10 protein-coding genes are annotated in these 18,996 nt (G+C 73.0%); 2 read left to right on the top strand and 8 right to left on the bottom strand.

From position 1 onward, the window contains the following. Positions 1 to 40: 40 nt before the first annotated feature. The 6 genes from ACH34T_RS19585 to ACH34T_RS19560 are packed head-to-tail and all read right to left on the bottom strand — an operon-like array spanning position 41 to position 12,241. On the bottom strand, positions 41 to 1,384 hold the full coding sequence (locus ACH34T_RS19585; RefSeq protein WP_395993603.1) for an MFS transporter: 1,344 nt from the start codon (positions 1,382 to 1,384) through the stop codon (positions 41 to 43). Continuing rightward, positions 1,384 to 5,334 carry an amino acid adenylation domain-containing protein gene (locus tag ACH34T_RS19580; protein WP_395993602.1) on the bottom strand — a complete coding sequence of 1,317 codons (3,951 nt, stop codon included), beginning with the start codon at positions 5,332 to 5,334 and terminating at the stop codon, positions 1,384 to 1,386. Before ACH34T_RS19580 ends, ACH34T_RS19585 begins: the two co-directional genes overlap by 1 nt. Before the next feature lie 9 nt (positions 5,335 to 5,343). Next, the gene (locus ACH34T_RS19575; protein ID WP_395993601.1) at positions 5,344 to 8,478 is read right to left on the bottom strand and encodes an amino acid adenylation domain-containing protein; all 3,135 of its coding nucleotides are present in this window, start codon (positions 8,476 to 8,478) and stop codon (positions 5,344 to 5,346) included. Positions 8,479 to 8,487: 9 nt separating this feature from the next. Further along, positions 8,488 to 11,658, bottom strand: a complete 3,171-nt coding sequence (locus ACH34T_RS19570; RefSeq protein WP_395993600.1) for an amino acid adenylation domain-containing protein — start codon at positions 11,656 to 11,658, stop codon at positions 8,488 to 8,490. Further along, complete coding sequence (locus ACH34T_RS19565; protein ID WP_395993599.1) at positions 11,655 to 12,026, bottom strand: phosphopantetheine-binding protein; 372 nt, start codon at positions 12,024 to 12,026, stop codon at positions 11,655 to 11,657. The genes ACH34T_RS19570 and ACH34T_RS19565 overlap by 4 nt, the downstream gene beginning before the upstream one ends. Next, the gene (locus ACH34T_RS19560) at positions 12,023 to 12,241 is read right to left on the bottom strand and encodes an MbtH family protein (protein WP_395993598.1); all 219 of its coding nucleotides are present in this window, start codon (positions 12,239 to 12,241) and stop codon (positions 12,023 to 12,025) included. Before ACH34T_RS19560 ends, ACH34T_RS19565 begins: the two co-directional genes overlap by 4 nt. Positions 12,242 to 12,391: 150 nt before the next feature. Here ACH34T_RS19560 and ACH34T_RS19555 point away from each other — a divergent pair, with 150 nt between their 5' ends. Both ACH34T_RS19555 and ACH34T_RS19550 read left to right on the top strand, forming a co-directional pair. Further along, a complete protein-coding gene (locus ACH34T_RS19555) occupies positions 12,392 to 15,520 on the top strand; it encodes a type I polyketide synthase (protein WP_395993597.1) in 3,129 nt (1,042 codons plus the stop codon). A gap of 2 nt (positions 15,521 to 15,522) precedes the next feature. Continuing rightward, positions 15,523 to 16,332 (top strand): thioesterase II family protein, encoded by an 810-nt coding sequence (locus tag ACH34T_RS19550; RefSeq protein WP_395993596.1) that lies wholly within the window; start codon positions 15,523 to 15,525, stop codon positions 16,330 to 16,332. A gap of 161 nt (positions 16,333 to 16,493) precedes the next feature. On the opposite strand, the gene ACH34T_RS19545 is transcribed toward ACH34T_RS19550, so the two are convergent. Together ACH34T_RS19545 and ACH34T_RS19540 are read right to left on the bottom strand one after the other, a co-directional pair. After that, positions 16,494 to 17,282, bottom strand: a complete 789-nt coding sequence (locus ACH34T_RS19545; RefSeq protein WP_395993595.1) for a BTAD domain-containing putative transcriptional regulator — start codon at positions 17,280 to 17,282, stop codon at positions 16,494 to 16,496. Positions 17,283 to 17,390: 108 nt separating this feature from the next. Beyond that, positions 17,391 to 18,923 (bottom strand): long-chain-fatty-acid--CoA ligase, encoded by a 1,533-nt coding sequence (locus tag ACH34T_RS19540; protein ID WP_395993594.1) that lies wholly within the window; start codon positions 18,921 to 18,923, stop codon positions 17,391 to 17,393. Between the last annotated feature and the right edge of the window lie 73 nt (positions 18,924 to 18,996).

The following is an 18,996-nucleotide window of genomic DNA, read 5'->3' as shown; positions in this document are numbered from 1 at the left end:
CGCTTTGCCGAGCCATTCATGGCAATCGACCGTCGGACGGTCAGGTGGCAGTCTTTGCGGCGCTCGCGGCGGGCGGTTCCGCATGGTCGGTCGGCAGATCCCTGCTCCGCTTGAGCGGGCCGGTGAACAGCCAGATATTGGTGAGAATGTTCGCGCCGGAGAGGATGAAAAGGGCCGTCTGGACCTCGAACACCGTGCCCAGCACACCGCCGAGAAGGCTGCCGATCGGCCAGACGCCGAAGAACATGAACCGCATGGTCATGGCGACCCGGGCGCTCATTTCAGGCGGGCAGTAGGCCTGCCGGAAAGCGCCGCCCGTCACGTTTCTCACTACCACTCCCGTGGCCCATATCAGGGTTCCGGCGAGCGCCACCACGAGCAGCGGGCCGGGGGCGGCGAGCGGGAACAGCAGGAGGAAGCAGTCGGTGAACGGGGCCGTCAGGAGGGTCCGGGCGGACCCCAGCCGGGCGCTGACCCTGGGCGCGGCGAACGCGCCGAGCAGCCCGCCGACGCTGATCACGATCGTGGTCGCGCCGACCGCCCACGGGCTGAGCCCCTCGGCCCGGACCAGGAACACGACGACCAGCGCCTGGATACCGCCCATGAGCAGGTTCGTGCAGGCGCTGTTCGCGGTGATCACCCGCAGGTAGGGGTCCCGGACCACGAACCTGACCGCCGTCCAGATGTCGGACCGGACGGTGGCCCGCGGTCCGTCCGGGTGATCCGCTTGCTTGCCCGCTTGTTCGCCCGTGCGTTCGGACGGCTCCCGCGCCCGGATGGCCCACAGGCAGAAGGCGCTGACCGCGAAGCTCGCCGCGTCCACGACCAGCCCGAGAACGGCCGACAGGACCTGGGTGAGCAGGCCGCCGATGCCGGGTCCCGCGACGTTGGCCGCCTGCTCGCTGCCCAGCAGGCGCGAGTTCGCCGCCAGCAGCTCGTCCTTGCCGACCAGGAACGGCACGTACGCGTTGTACGACGCCGTGAACAGCACCGTCGAGCACCCCGACGCGAACGCGATCACGAGGAGGTACCACATGGTCAGGACGTCGAACGCGGCCAGCACCGGGACGCTCACGATCAGCACCGCCGACGCGGCCTCGCAGCCGATCATCAGCGGCCGGCGGCTGCGGCGGTCGGCCCAGACCCCCGCCTGCAACCCGACGAGCAGCCACGGCAGCCAGATCATGGCGTTGAGCACGCCCATCATCAGCGTGTTCGCGCCGAGCGTCTGCAGCGCCACGAGGGGCAGCGCGAAGGTCGTGACGGCACTTCCGGTCTTGCTGATGGACTCGGCGGTCCACAGCAGCCGGAAGTCCCGTCCCCGCAGGGCGCCGCCGCCCGCGATGGCGTCGGGGGCGGCGGCCGCGGCGGTGTCCGTGGCCATCAGGGCGCCATCCCGGCCGCGAGAATCGCGCCGATCTCCGCCATCGGGCCGGGCTTCATCATCTCGAAGTGGCCGCAGCCGACGGTGTGGTGGTCGATGGTCCCGCGGACGTGCGGCCGCCACAGCTCGGCCGCGCCGACATCGCCGAGAACGGTGTCCGCTGCCTGGACGAAGACCGGATCCCCGTGGAAGACCTCGTGCTCGTCGCCCTGCGCTATCCGGATGAGGTTCCCGGCCGCGCCCGGAAGGCCGGCCAGGACGTCCTCCGGGAGACCGAAGCCGTCCGCGACCGCCTGGCGCATTCGCCGCCGGGAGCGCGGATCGTCGGCGTCCTCGACGTCCAGCCCGAGATCCTGGGCCATCGTGACGAGGATCGCCTGCTCGATCGCGTCGAGCATCGCGGCCGGTTCCATCTCCAGAAGCCAGGGATTGGCGGGATACGAATCCAGGAGGCCCAGGAACTCCACCCGCTCACCCTCGCGCTGGAGCCTCCCGGCGACGGCGTGCGCGATGGCGCCGCCCAGCGACCAGCCGAGAAGCCGGTAGGGGCCGGTCGGCCGGACCTCGCGTATCCGGGCGGCGTAGCGCGCGGTGAGGTCCGCCAGGTCGCGCGGCCGGGGCGACTCGTCGCCCATCTCCAGCTGGAGGCCGTAGATGGGGACGTCGGCGGGCAGGTGCCGCTGCAGGCCGGAGTAGCACCAGGCCACCCCGGACACCGGATGCACGCAGAACAGCGGCGGCCGCTCGCCGGACGTCCGGATCGCCGCGACCGGGTCGATCCGCGCCTGCGCGGCCGGGTCCGCCGCGAGCGACCCGATGACCCCGGCCACGGTGGGCGCCTGCAGGAACAGCCGGACCGACAGGTCCGTGCCCAGCGCCGCCCGGATCCGGCTCACCAGCCGCGTGGCGAGCAGCGAATGGCCGCCGAGCGCGAAGAAGTTGTCGTCGGCGCCGACCGAGTCCAGGCCGAGGACCTCGGCGAACAGGCAGCACAGCGCCTCCTCGCGGCCGGTGCGGGCGGCGGCCTGACCGCCGGTGCTCGACGCCGCGTAATCGGGGTCGGGGAGTGCCTTCCGGTCGAGTTTCCCGTGCGGGGTCAGCGGGAGGACGTCGAGCGTGACGAACGCCGACGGAACCATGTACTCGGGGAGTTCGGCCATGGCGTGGCGGCGCAGCTCGTCGGCGTCGAGGGTTCCGGCGTCCGCGGGGACCAGGTAGGCGACCAGCCTGTTCTCCTTGGCCACCACCGCCGCTTGGCCGACCAGGGGGTTTCCGGTGAGGACGGTCGCTATCTCGCCGGGCTCGATCCGGAACCCGCGTATCTTCACCTGGGCGTCGGCCCGGCCCTGGAATTCGAGTACGCCGTCGCGGGTCCAGCGGGCCAGGTCGCCGGTGCGGTACATCCGTTCGCCGGGGGCGCCGAACGGGTCCGCGACGAACCGTTCCGCGGTCAGGGCGGGACGGCCCCAGTACCCCCGGGCCACCGGTTTCCCGGCCACGTAGAGCGCGCCCGGCACCCCCACTGGTACCGGGCGCAGCCATTCGTCCAGCACGTACACGCGGGAGCCCGGCATCGGACGGCCGATCACCGGCCGGTCGCCGCCGATCCGGGCGAGCACCGAATCCACCGTGCATTCGGTCAGGCCGTAGAAGTTCCAGCCCGTCACGTGTTCGGCCTGGCCGATCCGTGCCCACAGCCCGGCCGTCACCGCTTCGCCGCCCAGAATCAGTACCGAGGCTCCGCCTTCGTCGAGCAGCCCTTCGGTGAGGAGTTGCCCGGCGTAGGAAGGGGTGACCTCCAGGATGTCCACTCCGTGCTCGCGGACGTAGCCGACCAGCGCGTTCGCGTCGCGCCTGACGTTCTCGTCCAGCACGTGCAGCTCATGGCCTTCCAGCAGCCACAGCACCATGACCCACACGGCGTCGAACGACAGCGCGGTGACGAGGCTCGCCCGCAGCCGCCGTCCCGCTCGCCGCGCCGCGGGCTCGATCACCTCGCCGCGCAGGGCCGCCGCCAGGTTCGCCAGGCCCTGGTGGGTGGCGACCACGCCCTTGGGACGGCCCGTCGAGCCGGAGGTGTAGGTGAGGTGCGCCGGGTCCGACGGCGTCAGGGATCTGCGACGTTCGGCGGCGTCGACCGGTGAATCGGAAAGCGCCGCCAGCTGGGCTTCCGCGCCGGCCGAGCCCAGCTTCAACGACCGGGCTCCAGCGCCGGTCAGCGCGGCCGCCGGGTCGGGCGTCGTGATCACTGCGCGCGGCGTCGCGTCCGTGAGCATGAACCGCACCCGGTCCGCTGGATACGACAGATCCACCGGCACGTACATCGCCCCGGCGGCGAGCACCCCCAGCATCGCGGCCACCGAGTCCGCGGACCTCGGCAACGCCACCGCCACCGGGTCCCCGGGACCGGCCCCGGCGGCGATCAGCCATCGGGCCACGCGGTTCACCCGTCCGGCCAGCTCGCCGAACGACAGCTCGACGTCCCCGCAGACCAGCGCGGTCAGGCCCGGTTCCATCGCCGCCGCCCGCGCCGCGAACAGCTCCGGCACCAGCTCCGAACCGGCGGACGCCGGTTCGCCCCGCCCCAGTTCCAGCGGCGCCGACCGCTCGTCCGCGGTCAGCACCTCCATCCGGCTCACCGCGACGTCCGGCGCGGCGGCGGCCGCCTCCAGCACCCGCACCAGCCCTCCGGCCAGCGCTTCGGCGGTCTCACGGTCGAACAGGTCGAGGGCGTACGCGACGTCGACGCCCAGCCCGGCCGGCCGCGCGGCGGGTCCGAAGTGCTCGGTCAGCGTGAAGGTGAGGTCGACCTTGGCGGTCGGCGTGCGCACCGCCTCCATCTCCGCGGTCAGCCCCGGCAGCAGGTCCGCGACCGCCGGCATGACCAGCACGTTCAGCATGACCTGGAAGAGCGGGTTGCGGGACGGCGACCGCTCCGGGTTGAGGTGCTCGACGACCAGCTCGAACGGCGCGTCCTGGTTCTCCAGGATCGTCAGGGTCGTCTCGCGCACCCGGCCCAGCAGCTCGGCGAAGGTCGGATCGCCGGACAGGTCCGTGCGCACGACCACCGTGTTGAGGAAGAAGCCGACCAGATCGTGCAGCGCCCTGTCGGTGCGCCCGGCCAGCGGCGACCCGACCGGGATGTCCCGTCCGGCGCCCCACCGGCTCAGCAGCACGGCCAGCGCGGCGTGCAGCAGCATGAACAGCGTCGCTCCGTTCCGCCGCGCCAGGTCGGTGAGGCGTGCGTGCAGCTCCGCGTCCACCGCGAGCGTCACGGTGTCGCCGCGGAATCCGGCGAACGGCGGCCGGGGCCGGTCGGCGGGCAGCGGCAGGCACTCCGGCGCGCCCGCCAGCTCCTTCGCCCAGAAGGCCAGCTGACCGGCGAGGACGCTGCCGGGATCGTCGGCCCGGCCGAGGAGTTCGGCCTGCCACAGCGTGTAGTCCACGTACCGGACGGGCAGCGGCTCCCAGCCCGGCTCCCGCCCCTCGCATCGCGCCTGGTAGGCCTGCCCGAGGTCACGCCACAGCGGGGCCGTCGACCAGCCGTCTCCCGCGATGTGGTGCATCACGATCATCAGCACGTGCTCGTCCGGGCCGGCGGCGAACAGCGTCGCGCGGAACGGCGGGCGGGGCGCGGCCAGGTCGAACACATGGTTCGCGGCCTGCTGGAGCGCCGCCGCCAGCTCACCGGGCCCGGGTTCGGCGATCTCCAGGTCGAGGCGCGCCTGGTCGATGGTCAGTATCCGCTGGTAGGGCTCGCCTTCGACGTCCGGGAACACCGTCCGCAGCGGCTCGTGCCGGTGGACGACGTCGTTCAGCGCGGCGGCCAGCGCCCGGCGGTTCAGCGGCCCGCGCAGCCGCAGCGCGCCCGGGATGTTGTAGGTCGCGCTGGGGCCTTCCAGCCTGTTCAGGAACCACAGCCGCCGCTGCGCGAACGACAACGGGATCATCGTGTCTCCTCAGGTCGACGCCGGATCGGTCATCGGGCGCAGCGCGGGACGGGCCGGACGCGCGCCGGCGAGCTCGGCGGCCAGCGCGGCCACGGTCGGCGCCTGGAACACCGCCCGGACGGAGATCTCGGCGCCGAGCTCGTCCCGGATCTCGTTGACCAGCCTGGTGACCAGCAGCGAGTGGCCGCCGAGCGCGAAGAAGTCGTCGTCGATCCCGATCGGCTCGCGGCCGAGCAGCTCGGCGAACAGCCCGCACAGCACCTCCTCCTGGTGGTCGCGCGGGCCGCGGCCGGCCGGGGTGTGCGAGTCGGCCGGGTCGGGGAGGGCGGCCCGGTCGAGCTTGTCGTTGGGGGTCAGTGGCAGGGCGTCGAGGGTGACGAACGCTGACGGGATCATGTGGGCGGGCAGCCTGCTCGCCGCGTGCCCGCGCAGCTCGTCCTCGTCGGCAGGGCCGTCGGTGGGCACCAGGTAGGCGACCAGGGCGTCGTCGCGGACGATCACGGCGGCCTGGGTGACCAGCGGGCTCTCGGTCAGGACGGCGGCGATCTCGCCGGGCTCGATCCGGAACCCGCGCAGCTTCACCTGGTCGTCGGCCCGGCCGAGGAATTCCAGGACGCCGTCGCGCGTCCAGCGGGCTCGGTCGCCGGTGCGGTACATGCGTTCACCGGACGTGCCCGGCGTGCCGGACGGGTCGGCGACGAACCGCTCGGCGGTCAGTTCCGGACGCCGCCGATATCCCCGCGCCACTTGGGGGCCGGCCACGTAGAGCTCGCCCGGGACCCCTATCGGTACCGGGCGCAGCCATTCGTCCAGCACGTACGCGCGAGTACCTGGGACGGGACGTCCGAGGACCGGCCGGTCTCCCTTGATCCGCGTGACCACCGAGTCCACCGTGCACTCGGTGGGGCCGTAGAAGTTCCAGCCGGTCACGCCTTCGGCGCGGGCGACCCGTTCCCACAGCCCGGCGCCCACCGCCTCGCCGCCCAGGATCAGGACCGAGGGGCGGTGCCGTCCGTCCAGGAGTCCGTTCTCTGCCAGTTGCTCGGCGTGGGAGGGGGTCACGTCGACCACGTCGATCCGGTTCTGGCGGACGTAGTCGACGAGCGCGTGCGCGTTGCGGCGGACGTCGTCGTCCAGCAGGTGCAGCTCGTGGCCTTCCACCAGCCACAGCACCGCGTCCCAGGACGCGTCGAACGACAGCGCGGCGACCAGCGTCGCCCGGAGCCGCCGCCCGGCCCGCCTCGCCGCGGGCCCGATCACCTCGGCGCGTGAGAACGCGGCCAGGTTCGCCAGGCCCTGATGGGTGGCGACCACACCCTTCGGACGGCCCGTCGAACCGGAGGTGTAGATCATGTACGCCGGGTCGGACGGCGCGATCGCCCTCCGGCGCTTCGCCGTGCCGGCCGGCGTGTCCTCCAGCGCCGCGAGCCCGTCCGTGGTGATCACCAGCGTCGGCGCCGCGTCCGCCAGGATGTACTCCACCCGCTCGGCGGGGTAGGACGCGTCCACCGGCACGTACATCGCTCCGGCCGCCAACACCGCCAGCATCGCGACGACCGAGTCGGCCGACCGCGGCAGGAGCACCGCCACCGGGTCCCCGGGCCCGGCCCCGGCCGCGATCAGCCAGCGGGCCAGCCGGTTCACCCGTCCGGCCAGCTCGCCGAACGACAGCTCCACGTCCCCGCACACCAGCGCGGTCAGGTCCGGCTCCGCCGTCGCCCGGGTCGCGAACAGCTCCGGAAGCAGGACCGGTTCGGTGGTCGCCGGTGGGGTGTGGCCGAGGTCGAGCAGTGCTCGCCGTTCCTCGGACGTCAGCAGGTCGAGCCGGTCGACCGGGGCGTCCGGCGCCGCCGCGACCGCCGCCAGCACCCGTACCAGCCCTGCGGCCAGCGACTCGGCGCCCTCGCGGTCGAACAGGTCGAGCGCGTATTCGAGGTCGCCGGACAGCCCGGCCGGACGGCCGTCGCGGTCTTGGTGCTCGGTCAGCGTGAAGGAGAGGTCGACCTTGGCGGTCGGAGTGCCTATCGCCTCCATCTCCGCGTCCAGCCCCGGCAGCGGCTCCGCGTCGCGTGGCGCGTTCTGCAACGTCAGCATGACCTGGAAGAGGGGGTTGCGGGACGGTGACCGGTCCGGGTTGAGGTGCTCGACGACCAGCTCGAACGGCGCGTCCTGGTTCTCCAGCGCCGCCAGCGTCCGCTCGCGCACCCGGCCCAGCAGTTCCGCGAAACCCGGGGACCCGGACACATCCGTCCGCACGACCACCGTGTTGATGAAGAACCCGACCAGATCGTCCAGGGCTTCGTCGGTGCGTCCGGCCAGCGGCGATCCGACCGGGATGTCCTGGCCCGCCCCTCTGCCGCTCAGCAGCACGGCCAGCGCGGCGTGCAGCACCATGAACAGCGTCGCCTGGTTCGCCCGCGCCAGGTCGGCGAGGCGTGCGTGCAGATCGGCGTCCACCGTCAGGGGTGTGGTGTCGCCGCGATGGCTGGCGAACGGTGGACGAGGCCGGTCGGTGGGCAGCGGCAGGCACTCGGGCGCGCCCTCCAGCTCCTTGGCCCAGAATGCGAGCTGCTGAGCGAGCACACTGCCGGGGTCGTCGCTCCGGCCGAGGAGCTCAGACTGCCAGAAGGTGTAGTCGACGTAGGTGGCCGGGAGCGGCTCCCAGTCCGGTGCCCGTCCCTTGGATCGCGCTTGGTAGGCGCGTCCGACGTCACGCAGCAGCGGAGCGGTCGACCAGCCGTCCCCGGCCACATGGTGAGCCACGAGCATCAGCACGTGCTCGTCCGGGCCGACGACGAACAGCGTCGCGCGGAACGGCGGCCGGGGCGCGGCCAGGTCGAACACATGGTTCGCGGCCTGCTGGAGCGCCGCCGCCAGCTCGCCGGGCTCGGGCTCGAAGATCTCCAGCTCCGAGCGGGCCTGGTCGATGTCGAGTATCCGCTGGTAGGGCTCGCCTTTGAGGTCCGGGAACACCGTCCGCAGCGGCTCGTGCCGGTCGATGACGTCGTTGATCGCGGCCGCCAGCGCCCGCCGGTCCAGGGGCCCGCGCAACCGCAGCGCGCCCGCCATGTTGTAGGTCGCGCTGGGCCCCTCCAGCTTGTTCAGGAACCACAGCCGCCGCTGCGCGAACGACAACGGGATCATCGTTTCTCCTCAGCTCGTCGCCGCGCGGCTCATTCGCCGCAGCGCGGGGCGGGCCGGACGCGCGCCCGAGAGTTCGGCGCTCAGCTCGGCCACGGTCGGCGCCTGGAACACCTTCCGGACGGACAGCTCGGCCCCGAGCTCGGTCCGGATCCGGCTGGTCAGCCGGGTGGCGAGCAGCGAGTGGCCGCCGAGCGCGAAGAAGTCGTCGTCGATCCCGATCGGCTCGCGGCCGAGCAGCTCGGCGAACAGCCCGCACAGCACGTCCTCCCGGTGGTCGCGCGGGCCGCGCCCGGCCGGGAGCCGCGAGGCGTCGGGGTCGGGGAGGGCGGCGCGGTCGAGTTTGCCGTTGGGCGTGAGCGGCAGGGCGTCGAGGGTGACGAACGCCGACGGGATCACGTGGGCGGGCAGCCTGCTCGCCGCGTGTCCGCGCAGCTCGTCCTCGTCGGCGGGGTCGCTGGCGGGCACCAGGTAGGCGACCAGGGTGTCGTCGCGGACGACTACTGCGGCCTGGGTGACCAGCGGGCTCTCGGTCAGGACGGCGGCGATCTCGCCGGGCTCGATGCGGAACCCGCGCAGCTTCACCTGGTCGTCGGTCCGGCCCAGGAATTCCAGGACGCCGTCGCGCGTCCAGCGGGCCCGGTCGCCGGTGCGGTACATGCGTTCACCGGGCGTGCCGAACGGGTCGGCCACGAACCGCTCCGCGGTCAGCGCGGGACGGTCCCAATATCCCCGGGCCACCTGCGCCCCGGCCAGATACAGCGCGCCCGGCACCCCGACCGGCACCGGGCGCAGCCATTCGTCCAGCACGTACACCCGGCTGCCGGGCGTCGGACGGCCGATCACCGGCCGTTCGCCGCTGATCCGGGCGACCACCGCGTTCACCGTGCATTCGGTGGGGCCGTAGAAGTTCCAGCCCGTCACGTCTTCGGCGCGGGCGACCCGTTCCCACAGCCCGGCGCCCACCGCCTCGCCGCCCAGAATCAGCACCGACGACCGGCTCCGCCCGAGCAGCCCTTCCGCGACGAGTTGCTCCGCGTAGGAGGGCGTGACCTCCAGGACGTCGATCCGGTGCTCGCGGACGTGGTCGACGAGCGCGTGCGCGTCGCGGCGGACGTCGTCGTCCAGCACGTGCAGCTCGTGGCCTTCCAGCAGCCACAGCACGCTGTCCCAGGACGCGTCGAACGACGTCGTGGTGACCAGGGCCGTCCGGAGCCGCCGTCCGGCCCGGCGGGCGGCGGGTCCGATCACCTCGGCGCGCGAGAACGCCGCCAGGCTGGCCAGGCCCTGATGGGTGGCGACCACGCCCTTCGGACGGCCCGTCGAACCGGAGGTGTAGATCATGTACGCCGGGTCCGAAGGTGCGAGCGCTCTGCGGCGCTCCGCCGCGCCGACCGGCGTGTCCGCGAATCCCGTCAGCTCGGCCGCGGCTTCGGGGGAGTCCAGCGCCAGTCGCCGCGCACCGCCCGCCGCCCGCCCCGCGAGCGCCGCCAGCTCCGCCGTGGTGATCACCACGCGCGGCGCCGCGTCCGCGAGCATGTACCGCACCCGCTCGGCGGGGTAGGACGCGTCCACCGGCACGTACATCGCCCCGGCGGCCAGCACCGCCAGCGGCGCGACGACCGAGTCGGCGGACCTCGGCAGCAGCACCGCCACCGGGTCCCCGGGGCCCGCTCCGGCCGCGATCAGCCAGCGGGCCAGCCGGTTCACCCGTCCGGCCAGCTCGCCGAACGACAGCTCGACGTCCCCGCAGACCAGCGCGGTCAGCCCCGGATCCACCGCCGCCGCCCGCGCCGCGAACGACTCCGGCACCAGCTCCGGCTCAGCCGCCACCGGCCGGGTGCGGCCGAGCCCCAGCAGCGCCCGCCGCTCCTCGGCGGTCCGCACCTGGACCCGGCTCACCGGGGCGTCCGGCGCCGTGGCCATCGCCTCCAGCGCCCGCATCAGCCCGGCCGCGAGTTCCTCCGCGCGCTCCCGGCCAAACAGGACGGGCCGGTGCTCGACGGCCATGTCGATGACGTCGCCCGACGCCTGCACGGCGATGTTCAGCGTGTAGTCGGTCTTGACGTCGGTCCGCACGTCGGACATCGGGAAGCCGCCCGTCGTGCCGGCGCCCGGGAAGTTCTGGAACGACATGTGGGCGTCGAACAGCTCGGGCCGCCCCGCGGCGCGCCGGATGTCGACCAGGCCGAGATGGTGGTGCGGGATCAGCCGCGCCTGCTCGGCCTGGATCCGCGCCAGCATCGCGGCGACGGTCTCGGACCGGGCCAGGTCCTGGCGGACCCGGACCGGCACGGTGTTGAGGAACATCCCCGCCATGCGCTCGATGCCCGGCACCTCCGGGGAGCGGCCGGTGACCGTGCCGCCGAACACCACGTCGCCCCGGCCGGTGGCGGTGCCGAGCGCCAGCCCCATCGCCCCTTGGAAGATCGTGTTCATCGTCAGGCCGCGGCCGCGGGCCAGGCCGCGCAACCTCTCGACCAGCCCGGCGGGGACCTCGATGTCGAACTGCTCGCTGTCGGTCAGCCACCGTTCGGGACCGGACGGCGCCAGCAGGGTCGGCCCCGGCAGCCCGTCGAGCGCGTCCCGCCACACGCTCTCGGCCGCGGCGCGGTCCTGCCCGGCCAGCCACCGGTAGTAGTCCTCGTAGGGCGGAGGCGCCGGTAGGCCGGCGCCGTCCCCGCCCCGCTCGTAGAGGTGGGCCAGCTCGCCCAGAAGCAGCCAGGACGACCACCCGTCCAGCACGGCGTGATAGGTGCAGAGGATGAAGCGGTGCTCGTCCGGCGCCAGCCGCACCAGCACGAACCGGGTCAGCGGCGCCCGCGCGAGGTCGAAGCGCTCCGACCGGGTCTCCTGGGCCAGCCGTTCCAGCCGCTCGGCGCGTTCCGGCTCGGGAAGGCCGGACAGGTCGACCTGCCGCCAGAGCAGCGGCGCCTCCCGGAGGACGACCTGGACGGTCCGGTTCTCGCGGTCCCGGCGGAAGCAGGCGCGCATGCACTGGTGCCTGGCCTGCAACCGCGCGCAGGCGGACCGCAGCGCCGCGGCGTCCAGCGGGCCGGTCAGCAGGGCCGACAGGAACATGTTGTAGAGGCTCGGGCCCGCCTCGTCGAACTCGGCGTGGAACAGCTGGCCCTCCTGAAGGGAGGTCAGCGGCAGGACGCACTCGATGCCGGAGCGGCTCACGTGATCGTCTCCCATTCGGCTTCGGAGCCGGCGGCGTCGACGGCCTCGAAGTCGCCGAACTCGTCGTCCGCGAAAGCGACCAGAGGGGTGTCCGGCGCGTCGGGCGTGAGGGTCGCGTCGGCCGGGCCGGGCGTCGCGGCGGGAAGGGCGCCGATCACGGCGGCGAGCGACGCGGGCGTCTGGTGGTCGAAGAGATCGCGCACGCTCAGGTCGAGGCCGGCCTCACGCGCGCGGGCCACCACCTGGACCGCCAGGACGCTGTCCCCGCCCGCCTCGAAGAACCCGTCCTCCGGGCCGATGCGGTCCTCGCCGAGGACGCCGGCGATGATCCGGCACAGCGCCGCCTCGACGGCCTCGGCGCCGATCATGGCGCGTCCGCCGGGTGCGGGGCCGCCTGCTCCGCGGGCGCGATGTCCCGCCAGTTCGCCGTGACGTAGGCGAGGCACTCCTGCCGCGCGCCGCCGCCGAACGCCACCCGCCACCCGGCCGGGACGTCGATCGCCTCCGGCCACAGCGAATGCTGGCCCAGGTGGTTGACCAGAACGAGATAACCCGCTTCCTCGATTTCAAAAGGATCAGCCACGAGTGCGCTCCAGAATTGTTTCCATCGTCTTCGCGGAATCCTCGCAGGAGCTTCTGATCTCCGGCTGACGGCGTTCTGACAAATGCTCCGCGCGCGCGATGTCAGCCGTGCGGCAGCCGCGCATCAGCGACGCCTGGGACATTGGCTCCCATGACGATCGAGGCTGAGCTTGAGGCGGCGCGCGAGATCATTCGCGAGCACGAGTCGCGGATACACCGGCTGACGGCCGAAAGGACGGAGCCCATCGCGATCGTGGGCGCCGGCCTCCGCATGCCCGGAGGCAGCACGACCCTAGGCGACTTCGCCGAGTACCTCGGTTCGGGCCGGTCGGCCATCGAACCCATCCCGCGGGGCCGATGGCAGGCCGCCGAGTTCGCCGCGGCCGCCGGGCCGGACGGGCCCGCCGGGCCGGACGGCGACGGCGGCGGCGCGGGCCGCATAAGTTCGGCCAGCGGGGGATTCCTCGACGAGATCGACCTGTTCGACGCGCCGTTCTTCAACATCTCCCCGAAAGAGGCGCGCTGCATAGATCCGCAGCAGCGAATCGCCCTGGAAACGTCCTGGGAAGCGCTGGAGAACGCCAATATCGACCCCACCGGGCTGCGCCGCGGAAATGCCGGAGTCTATTTCGGGGCCAGCTCCGTCGACTACGCCTGGGAGATCGGCGCGCTCGCCGCCGAGGACATGGAGGGCTATCTCGCGGGCGGGGTGCTGAACGCGGCCGTGGCGGGACGGGTCTCCTACTTCCTGGGCGCGCGCGGCCCGTGCATGTCGGTGGACACCGCCTGCTCGTCGTCGCTGGTCGCCCTGCACCTCGCGGTCAAGGGCCTGCGCGGCCGGGAGTGCGACGTCGCGTTGTGCGGCGGCGTCGGAATCATCCACCACCCCTACAGCAGCATGCTGCTCTCCGACATGCAGGCCCTGTCGGCCGACGGGCGGTGCAAGACGTTCGACGAGTCCGCCGACGGCTACGGACGCGCCGAGGGGTGCGGCGTCGTCGTGCTCAAGCGGCTCAGCGACGCGCGGCGCGACGGCGACACCGTCCTCGCGCTGGTGCGCGGCACCGCGGTGCGGCAGGACGGCGAGAGCGCCGGGTTCACCGCCCCCAACGGCCTCGCGCAGGAGGCGCTCATGCGTGCCGCGCTGGCCGACGCGGCGCTCGAACCCGGGGACGTCCAGTTCGTGGAGGCCCACGGGACCGGCACGCCGCTCGGCGACCCGATCGAGATGGGCTCGATCGCCGAGGTGTTCGGGCCGTCCCACAGCGCGCGGGACCCGCTCCTGGTCGCCTCGCTCAAGACCAACATCGGGCACATGGAGGCCGCAGCCGGCATCGGCGGCGTGGTCAAGACCGTCCTGCAGCTGCGTAACGGCACCGTGTATCCGCACCTCAACCTCGACAAGCCGTCCAGCCGCATCGCGTGGGAGACCTGGCCGGTCCGCGTTCCGACGCGGGTGGAGCCGTGGCGGGCGGACGTGCGCCGCGCGCTGGTGAACTCGTTCGGGTTCACCGGGACGATCGCGTCGGCCGTCCTGGAGGAGGCCCCGGAGCCGGCGCCGCCGACGGCCGGGGCGCCGGAGCGGCCGGAGGCCGCGGTGCTGACCCTCTCCGCCAAGTCGGTCCCGGCGCTGGCCGGGCAGATCCGGCGCTACCGGCGGCTGCTGGACGGCGGGCCCGCCGTCGACGTCGCCGACCTGTGCCACACGGCCAACGTCGGCCGGGCGCACTTCCGGCATCGGGTGTCGGCCGTGGTGACCGGCCACGACGACCTCGCCGCCCGGCTGGACGAGCTGCTCGACACCGTCGAACGGGACGAACTGCCGGGACGGGCGTCCCGCAAGGTCTGCTTCCTCTTCTCGGGCCTGGGTCCGCTGCGTCCCGGCGTCGGCGCCGGGCTGTACCGGCGGCACCAGGTGTTCGCCGCGGAGCTGGACGCCTGCGACGAGGTCCTGACGCCGCTCGTCGGCCGTCCGGTGAAGGAGATCGTGCTCGGGACCTGCGGAACGGCGGACGCCGCCGCGCTCAGCCTGGCCCGGTACGGGCAGCCCGTCCAGTTCGCCGTCGAGTACGCGCTCGCACGCCTCTGGATGTCCTGGGGGGTCCGGCCGACCTCGGTCGCGGGCCACAGCATGGGCGAGGTCGCGGCGGGAGCGGTGGCCGGGCTGTTCGGCCTCGCGGACGCCGCCACGCTGATCTCGGCCCGGGCCCGGCTGATGGACTCCGTCCGCACCCCCGGCCGGATGGTGTCCGTCGGGGCCGGCGCAGACGCGATCACCCCGCTGCTGGACGGACGTCCTGACACCGCCGTCGCCGCCGTCAACGCGCCGCAGCAGTGCGTGATCTCCGGCGGCCGCGCCTCCATCGCGGCGATCACCGCCGACCTGGCCGCGCTGGACATCGACTTCACGCCCCTCGCGGTGTCGCAGGCCTCACACTCGCCCCTGATGACCGAGGTGGCCGGGGAACTGCGCGCGGCGGTCGACGGCGTCCGGCACAACGAGCCCGAGATCACCCTCGTCTCGACGGTGTCCGGCGAGGTCGCCAGGCAGCACGACTTCACCGCCGACTACTGGGTGCGGCAGCTCACCGGACCGGTGCACTTCATGGCCGCCATGCGGACGCTGGACCGGCGGGGCAGGCACCTCTTCATCGAGGTCAGCCCGTTCGCGACCCTCACCTCGCTGGGCCGCCGCTGCGTCCCGGCCGGGCGGCACCTCTGGCTGGCCAGCATGCACCCGTCCGACGAGGACGGCACGGTCATCCTCGATTCGGTCGCGAAGGCCTACGCGGCCGGCCAGCCGATCTCGTGGCCGGACTTCCACCGGGGGCGGCGCGGGCGGAAGATCGAGCTTCCGACGTACGCGTTCGACCGCAGGCCCTACGGGCTGTCGACCGGCTCGGCACGGAGACCGCCGGCCGCCCCGCCCGCCAGGCCGGCGCCCACCCCTGCCCCTGCCCCGGCAGCGGCAGCGGCCAAGGAGGCTGGACCGGCCGCGGCGACGCCGCCGTCCACCCCGGAGGGCGGGGACCGCCGCGCGGCGATCACCGAGCTGATCCGGACGAAGGTCGCCGCGGTGCTGGAGTTCTCCGACCTCGCCGACGTCGGCGCCGACGTCGACTTCACCGACCTGGGGATGGACTCCCTCCTCGCGGTCAGGCTCCGCAAGGAGCTCAGCGCGGCGCTGTCGGTCACCTTCGCCACACCGGAGATCTTCAACAACGCGACGCCCCGCGCGCTCGCCGGATTCCTCGACGAGCGGCTCGAGAAGGTGGGATGACGATGGACACCACGGCGAACGCGGCGGCGGACAGGGCCGCCCCCGCCCCGGCGGGCGGCAGGTGGTTCAGCCCGGCGCAGCCGCCGGAGGAGGCCCGGACGCGCCTGTTCCTGATGCCCCACGCCGGCAGCGGAGCGGCGGCCTACCGCGGCTGGCGCCGCCTGCTGCCCGCGGAGATCGGCGTGCAGGCGCTGACCCTGCCCGGACGGCAGAGCAGGCGCGCCGAGCCGCTGCCCGACGACTGGGAGACGCTCCTCGACGACCTCCACGAGGCCGTGCTGCGCACACTGGACGGCGACGACCGCCCGTACGCGTTCTTCGGGCACTGCATCGGCGCCATGCTCGCCTACCGGCTGGCCGTCCGCCTGGAGGCCGGCGGCGATCCGCCGCCGTCGCTGCTCGGCATGTCGGGCTGGTCGCCGAAGGGCTTCTTCCAGGCGCCGCCCGGGCACGAGAAGCTCTCGATGGACGAGTTCAGCGGGCTCTTCAAGGACCTCGGCGCCTTCCCCGAGGAACTCTGGAACGACCCGGACATGCTGGACCTGGTGATGCCGCCGGTGATCGCGGACTTCCGCATCGCGGTGCAGTACGAGGACGACGGCGCCGTGGTGGAGTGCCCGCTGGTGTCGTACGCGGGCCGGTCGGACCCGCTGCTGGTCGAGCCGGACGCGATGACGGCCTGGACCGTCCGCAGCCGCCGCTACCAGGGACACCGCGACTATCCCGGCGACCACTTCTACGTCGGCGAGCACGCCGCCGCCGTCATGTCGGACTTCGCCCGGCGCCTGATGCGACTCACCGACGACCACTAGAGACGCCCACTGGACGTCCGCCGGAGACAACCGCTGGGAAACAGCCGCTGGGAAACGGCCGCTGGAAGCGCGACCGGGTACTCGGTCATGATCGCGCCGGCGGGGGACGGGGCGGCGGATCATGACCGAGTACGGCGAAGGGACCGTGCGGCGGGTCAGGGTCAGGCGCGCAGCACGGCGTGGTCGGCGCCCAGCCGGAGGGCCGGGTCGTGGTTGAGGATCGCGTTGAACAGATTGCGCAGCGTGATGGTCGGCTCGACGCCGAGCTCGGTGTCGAGCCGTTCGCGCATCCGGCTGTACGAGCCCAGGGCCCGCGCCTGCTGCCCGGACCGGTAGAGCGCGATCATCAGCTGCTCGCAGAAGCGCTCGTTCAACGTCGGCGCCTCCACCAGTTCCGACAGCATCGGGATGATGTCGGTGTGCCGCCCGCTCCGCAGTTCCAGGTCGAACAGCGTCTCCAGGGCCACCAGCCGGGCGGTCTCGTAGCGCTGGGCGACCGTCCGGCACAGCGATCCCTGCGTCACCAGGCCGAAGGCCCTGCCGCGCCACAGCGACAGGGCCTCGCGCAACGCGTCGGCCGCGGCTCTCGGATCGGTGTGGCCCAGCTGCCGGGAACAACCGAATTTATGCATGAACACTTTCGCGTCCACGGTGTCGTCGTCGGTCCGCAGGCAATACGCGGAATGCTCGACGATGAGCCGGGCGGACCGGCCGCCGGCTAACTCGTCGATCCTTCTGCGCAGCCGGCTGATATGCGCCTGTAACGCGTTCTCCCAGTGCGGCGGAGGCGAGCCTCCCCACAGTTCCGCGACCAGCGAGTCGGCCGAGACCGGCGTCCCCTCGGCCGCCAGCAGCGTCGCGAGCAAGGCCCGCTGAAGCGTCCCGGTGATGTGCACAGGACGGTTCGCCGACCGGCACTCCAATGGCCCGAGGACAAAGAATTCCGCCATGCGAAGTCCCCCTCAAATGTCCGTCGAACTCCATCACGACAAAGGGTCACGATGGAGAAAACCCCGTTTCATGCGCCCGGATCCGGCGATCCGGGCCGTGCTCTCCCCTCACGCGTCCGCGCGCAGCATCCGGCGCAGGACCTTGCCGGTCGGATTGCGGGGGAGGTCGTCCACGAAGTCGTACCGGGTGGGAATCTTGAAATCGGCGATCCGGCCGCGCAGAAAGACCCTGAGCTCGCGCGCGGTCGCCCGCCGGTCCCCGTCGAACACGATCACGGCCTTGACCGCCTGCCCCCACCGCGGGTCGGGCACGCCCACCACCGCGGAGTCGGCCACCGCCGGGTGCTCGGCCAGCGCCGTCTCGACCTCCGCCGGATAGATGTTCTGGCCGGCGACGATGATGGCGTCGTCCAGCCGGTCGAGGACGTACAGGTACCCCTCGTCGTCCAGGTAGCCCGCGTCCGGCATGCGGAGCCAGCCGTCCACCAGCGCCTTCCCGGTCGCCTCCGGCTGGTTCCAGTACTCGATGAAGTGGCCGGGGTTCCTGGCGTGGATCTGGCCGACCCGCCCGGCCGGGAGCACCTCCCCGCCGGAGCCCACGATCCGCACCTCGTTGCCCGGGCAGGGCACCCCGACCGACCGCAGCCTCGGGTTGCCGGGCCGGTGCTCCGCCGGCGTCAGGCACGTCACCCCGCTGCCCGACTCCGCCGCCGCGTACATCTGTGCGAGCTCGCAGTCCAGCCGCTCCATGCACTCCGTCAGCAGCGACGGCGCGATCGCCGACCCGCCGTAGGTCACCTTGCGCAGGGACGTGAACGCCTCCCGCGTGGCGTCCGGCTCGGCCAGCAGCATCCGCAGCATCGCCGGGGCCGCGAACATGATCGTGACGCGGTCCTCGCGGATGCGCCGCACCGCCTCCTCGGCGACGAACATCCTCATGACCACGTTCGTGCAACCGGCGGCGAACCCGAACATGAACCAGCCCATGCCCGCCGAGTGCAGGCCGGAGAAGCAGCTCATCGACCGGTCCCCGGGGTAGTAGTCGAACCAGTCGACGCCCGCCCGGCGCAGCTGCTCGGAGAGGGTGAAGTACGCGCGGTGCGCGAGCACGACGCCCTTCGGCAGGCCCGTCGTCCCGCTGGTGTACATCTGCACGACGGCGTCGTCGCGCCCCGTGCCGGGATCGAGGTCGGTGTCGGGGTGATCGGCCCGCCACTTCAGGAAGCCCTCCGCCCGCGACCCTGGCGTGTCCATTTCGACGACCGTGGCCGGCAGCGCCCCCCGGAGCCGGTCCGCCATCGGCCGGAACTCGCGCTCGACGAACAGCAGCTCGGCCTTCGAGTCGCGCAGCACGTGATCCACCTCGCGCGCGGTCAGCCGCCAGTTGATCGGCACGAGCACGGTCCCGCTCTTGGCGCAGCCGAGCGCGATCTCGAAGTAGTGCTCCGACTCGCGGCCGAGGTAGGCGACGCGCGCTCCCCGGCGCAGCCCCTCGGCCACCAGCGCATGCGCGGTCCGGTTGCTGCGACGATGCAGCTCCGCATAGGTCACCTCGCGGCCCTCGCACACGATGGCCGGATGGTCCGGGCGCCGCCGGGCGTGCTCGGCGGAGCAGGCCGTGAGCGTCTGCGGGTCGTTCACGGCCTGGCGCCCCTCTCCTCCGTCGCGGCGGTTCGCCGGGGTAAAGCCGCGGTGGTCGGCCGGGGTAAGGCCG

The sequence above is a fragment of the Actinomadura sp. 9N215 genome (assembly GCF_044326345.1).
In the GTDB taxonomy this organism is placed as follows: Bacteria; Actinomycetota; Actinomycetes; order Streptosporangiales; family Streptosporangiaceae; genus Spirillospora.
Note: the sequence above shows the minus strand (reverse complement) of the source record. Positions and strands in the feature narration are given on the sequence as shown.

Bases quoted from the DNA above. Each gene is read 5' to 3' on its own strand.
- ACH34T_RS19585 (WP_395993603.1), bottom strand. From the start codon at position 1,384: ATGGCCACGGACACCGCCGCGGCCGCCGCCCCCGACGCCATCGCGGGC.
- ACH34T_RS19580 (WP_395993602.1), bottom strand. From the start codon at position 5,334: ATGATCCCGTTGTCGTTCGCGCAGCGGCGGCTGTGGTTCCTGAACAGG.
- ACH34T_RS19575 (WP_395993601.1), bottom strand. From the start codon at position 8,478: ATGATCCCGTTGTCGTTCGCGCAGCGGCGGCTGTGGTTCCTGAACAAG.
- ACH34T_RS19565 (WP_395993599.1), bottom strand. From the start codon at position 12,026: ATGATCGGCGCCGAGGCCGTCGAGGCGGCGCTGTGCCGGATCATCGCC.
- ACH34T_RS19555 (WP_395993597.1), top strand. From the start codon at position 12,392: ATGACGATCGAGGCTGAGCTTGAGGCGGCGCGCGAGATCATTCGCGAG.
- ACH34T_RS19550 (WP_395993596.1), top strand. From the start codon at position 15,523: ATGGACACCACGGCGAACGCGGCGGCGGACAGGGCCGCCCCCGCCCCG.
- ACH34T_RS19545 (WP_395993595.1), bottom strand. From the start codon at position 17,282: ATGGCGGAATTCTTTGTCCTCGGGCCATTGGAGTGCCGGTCGGCGAAC.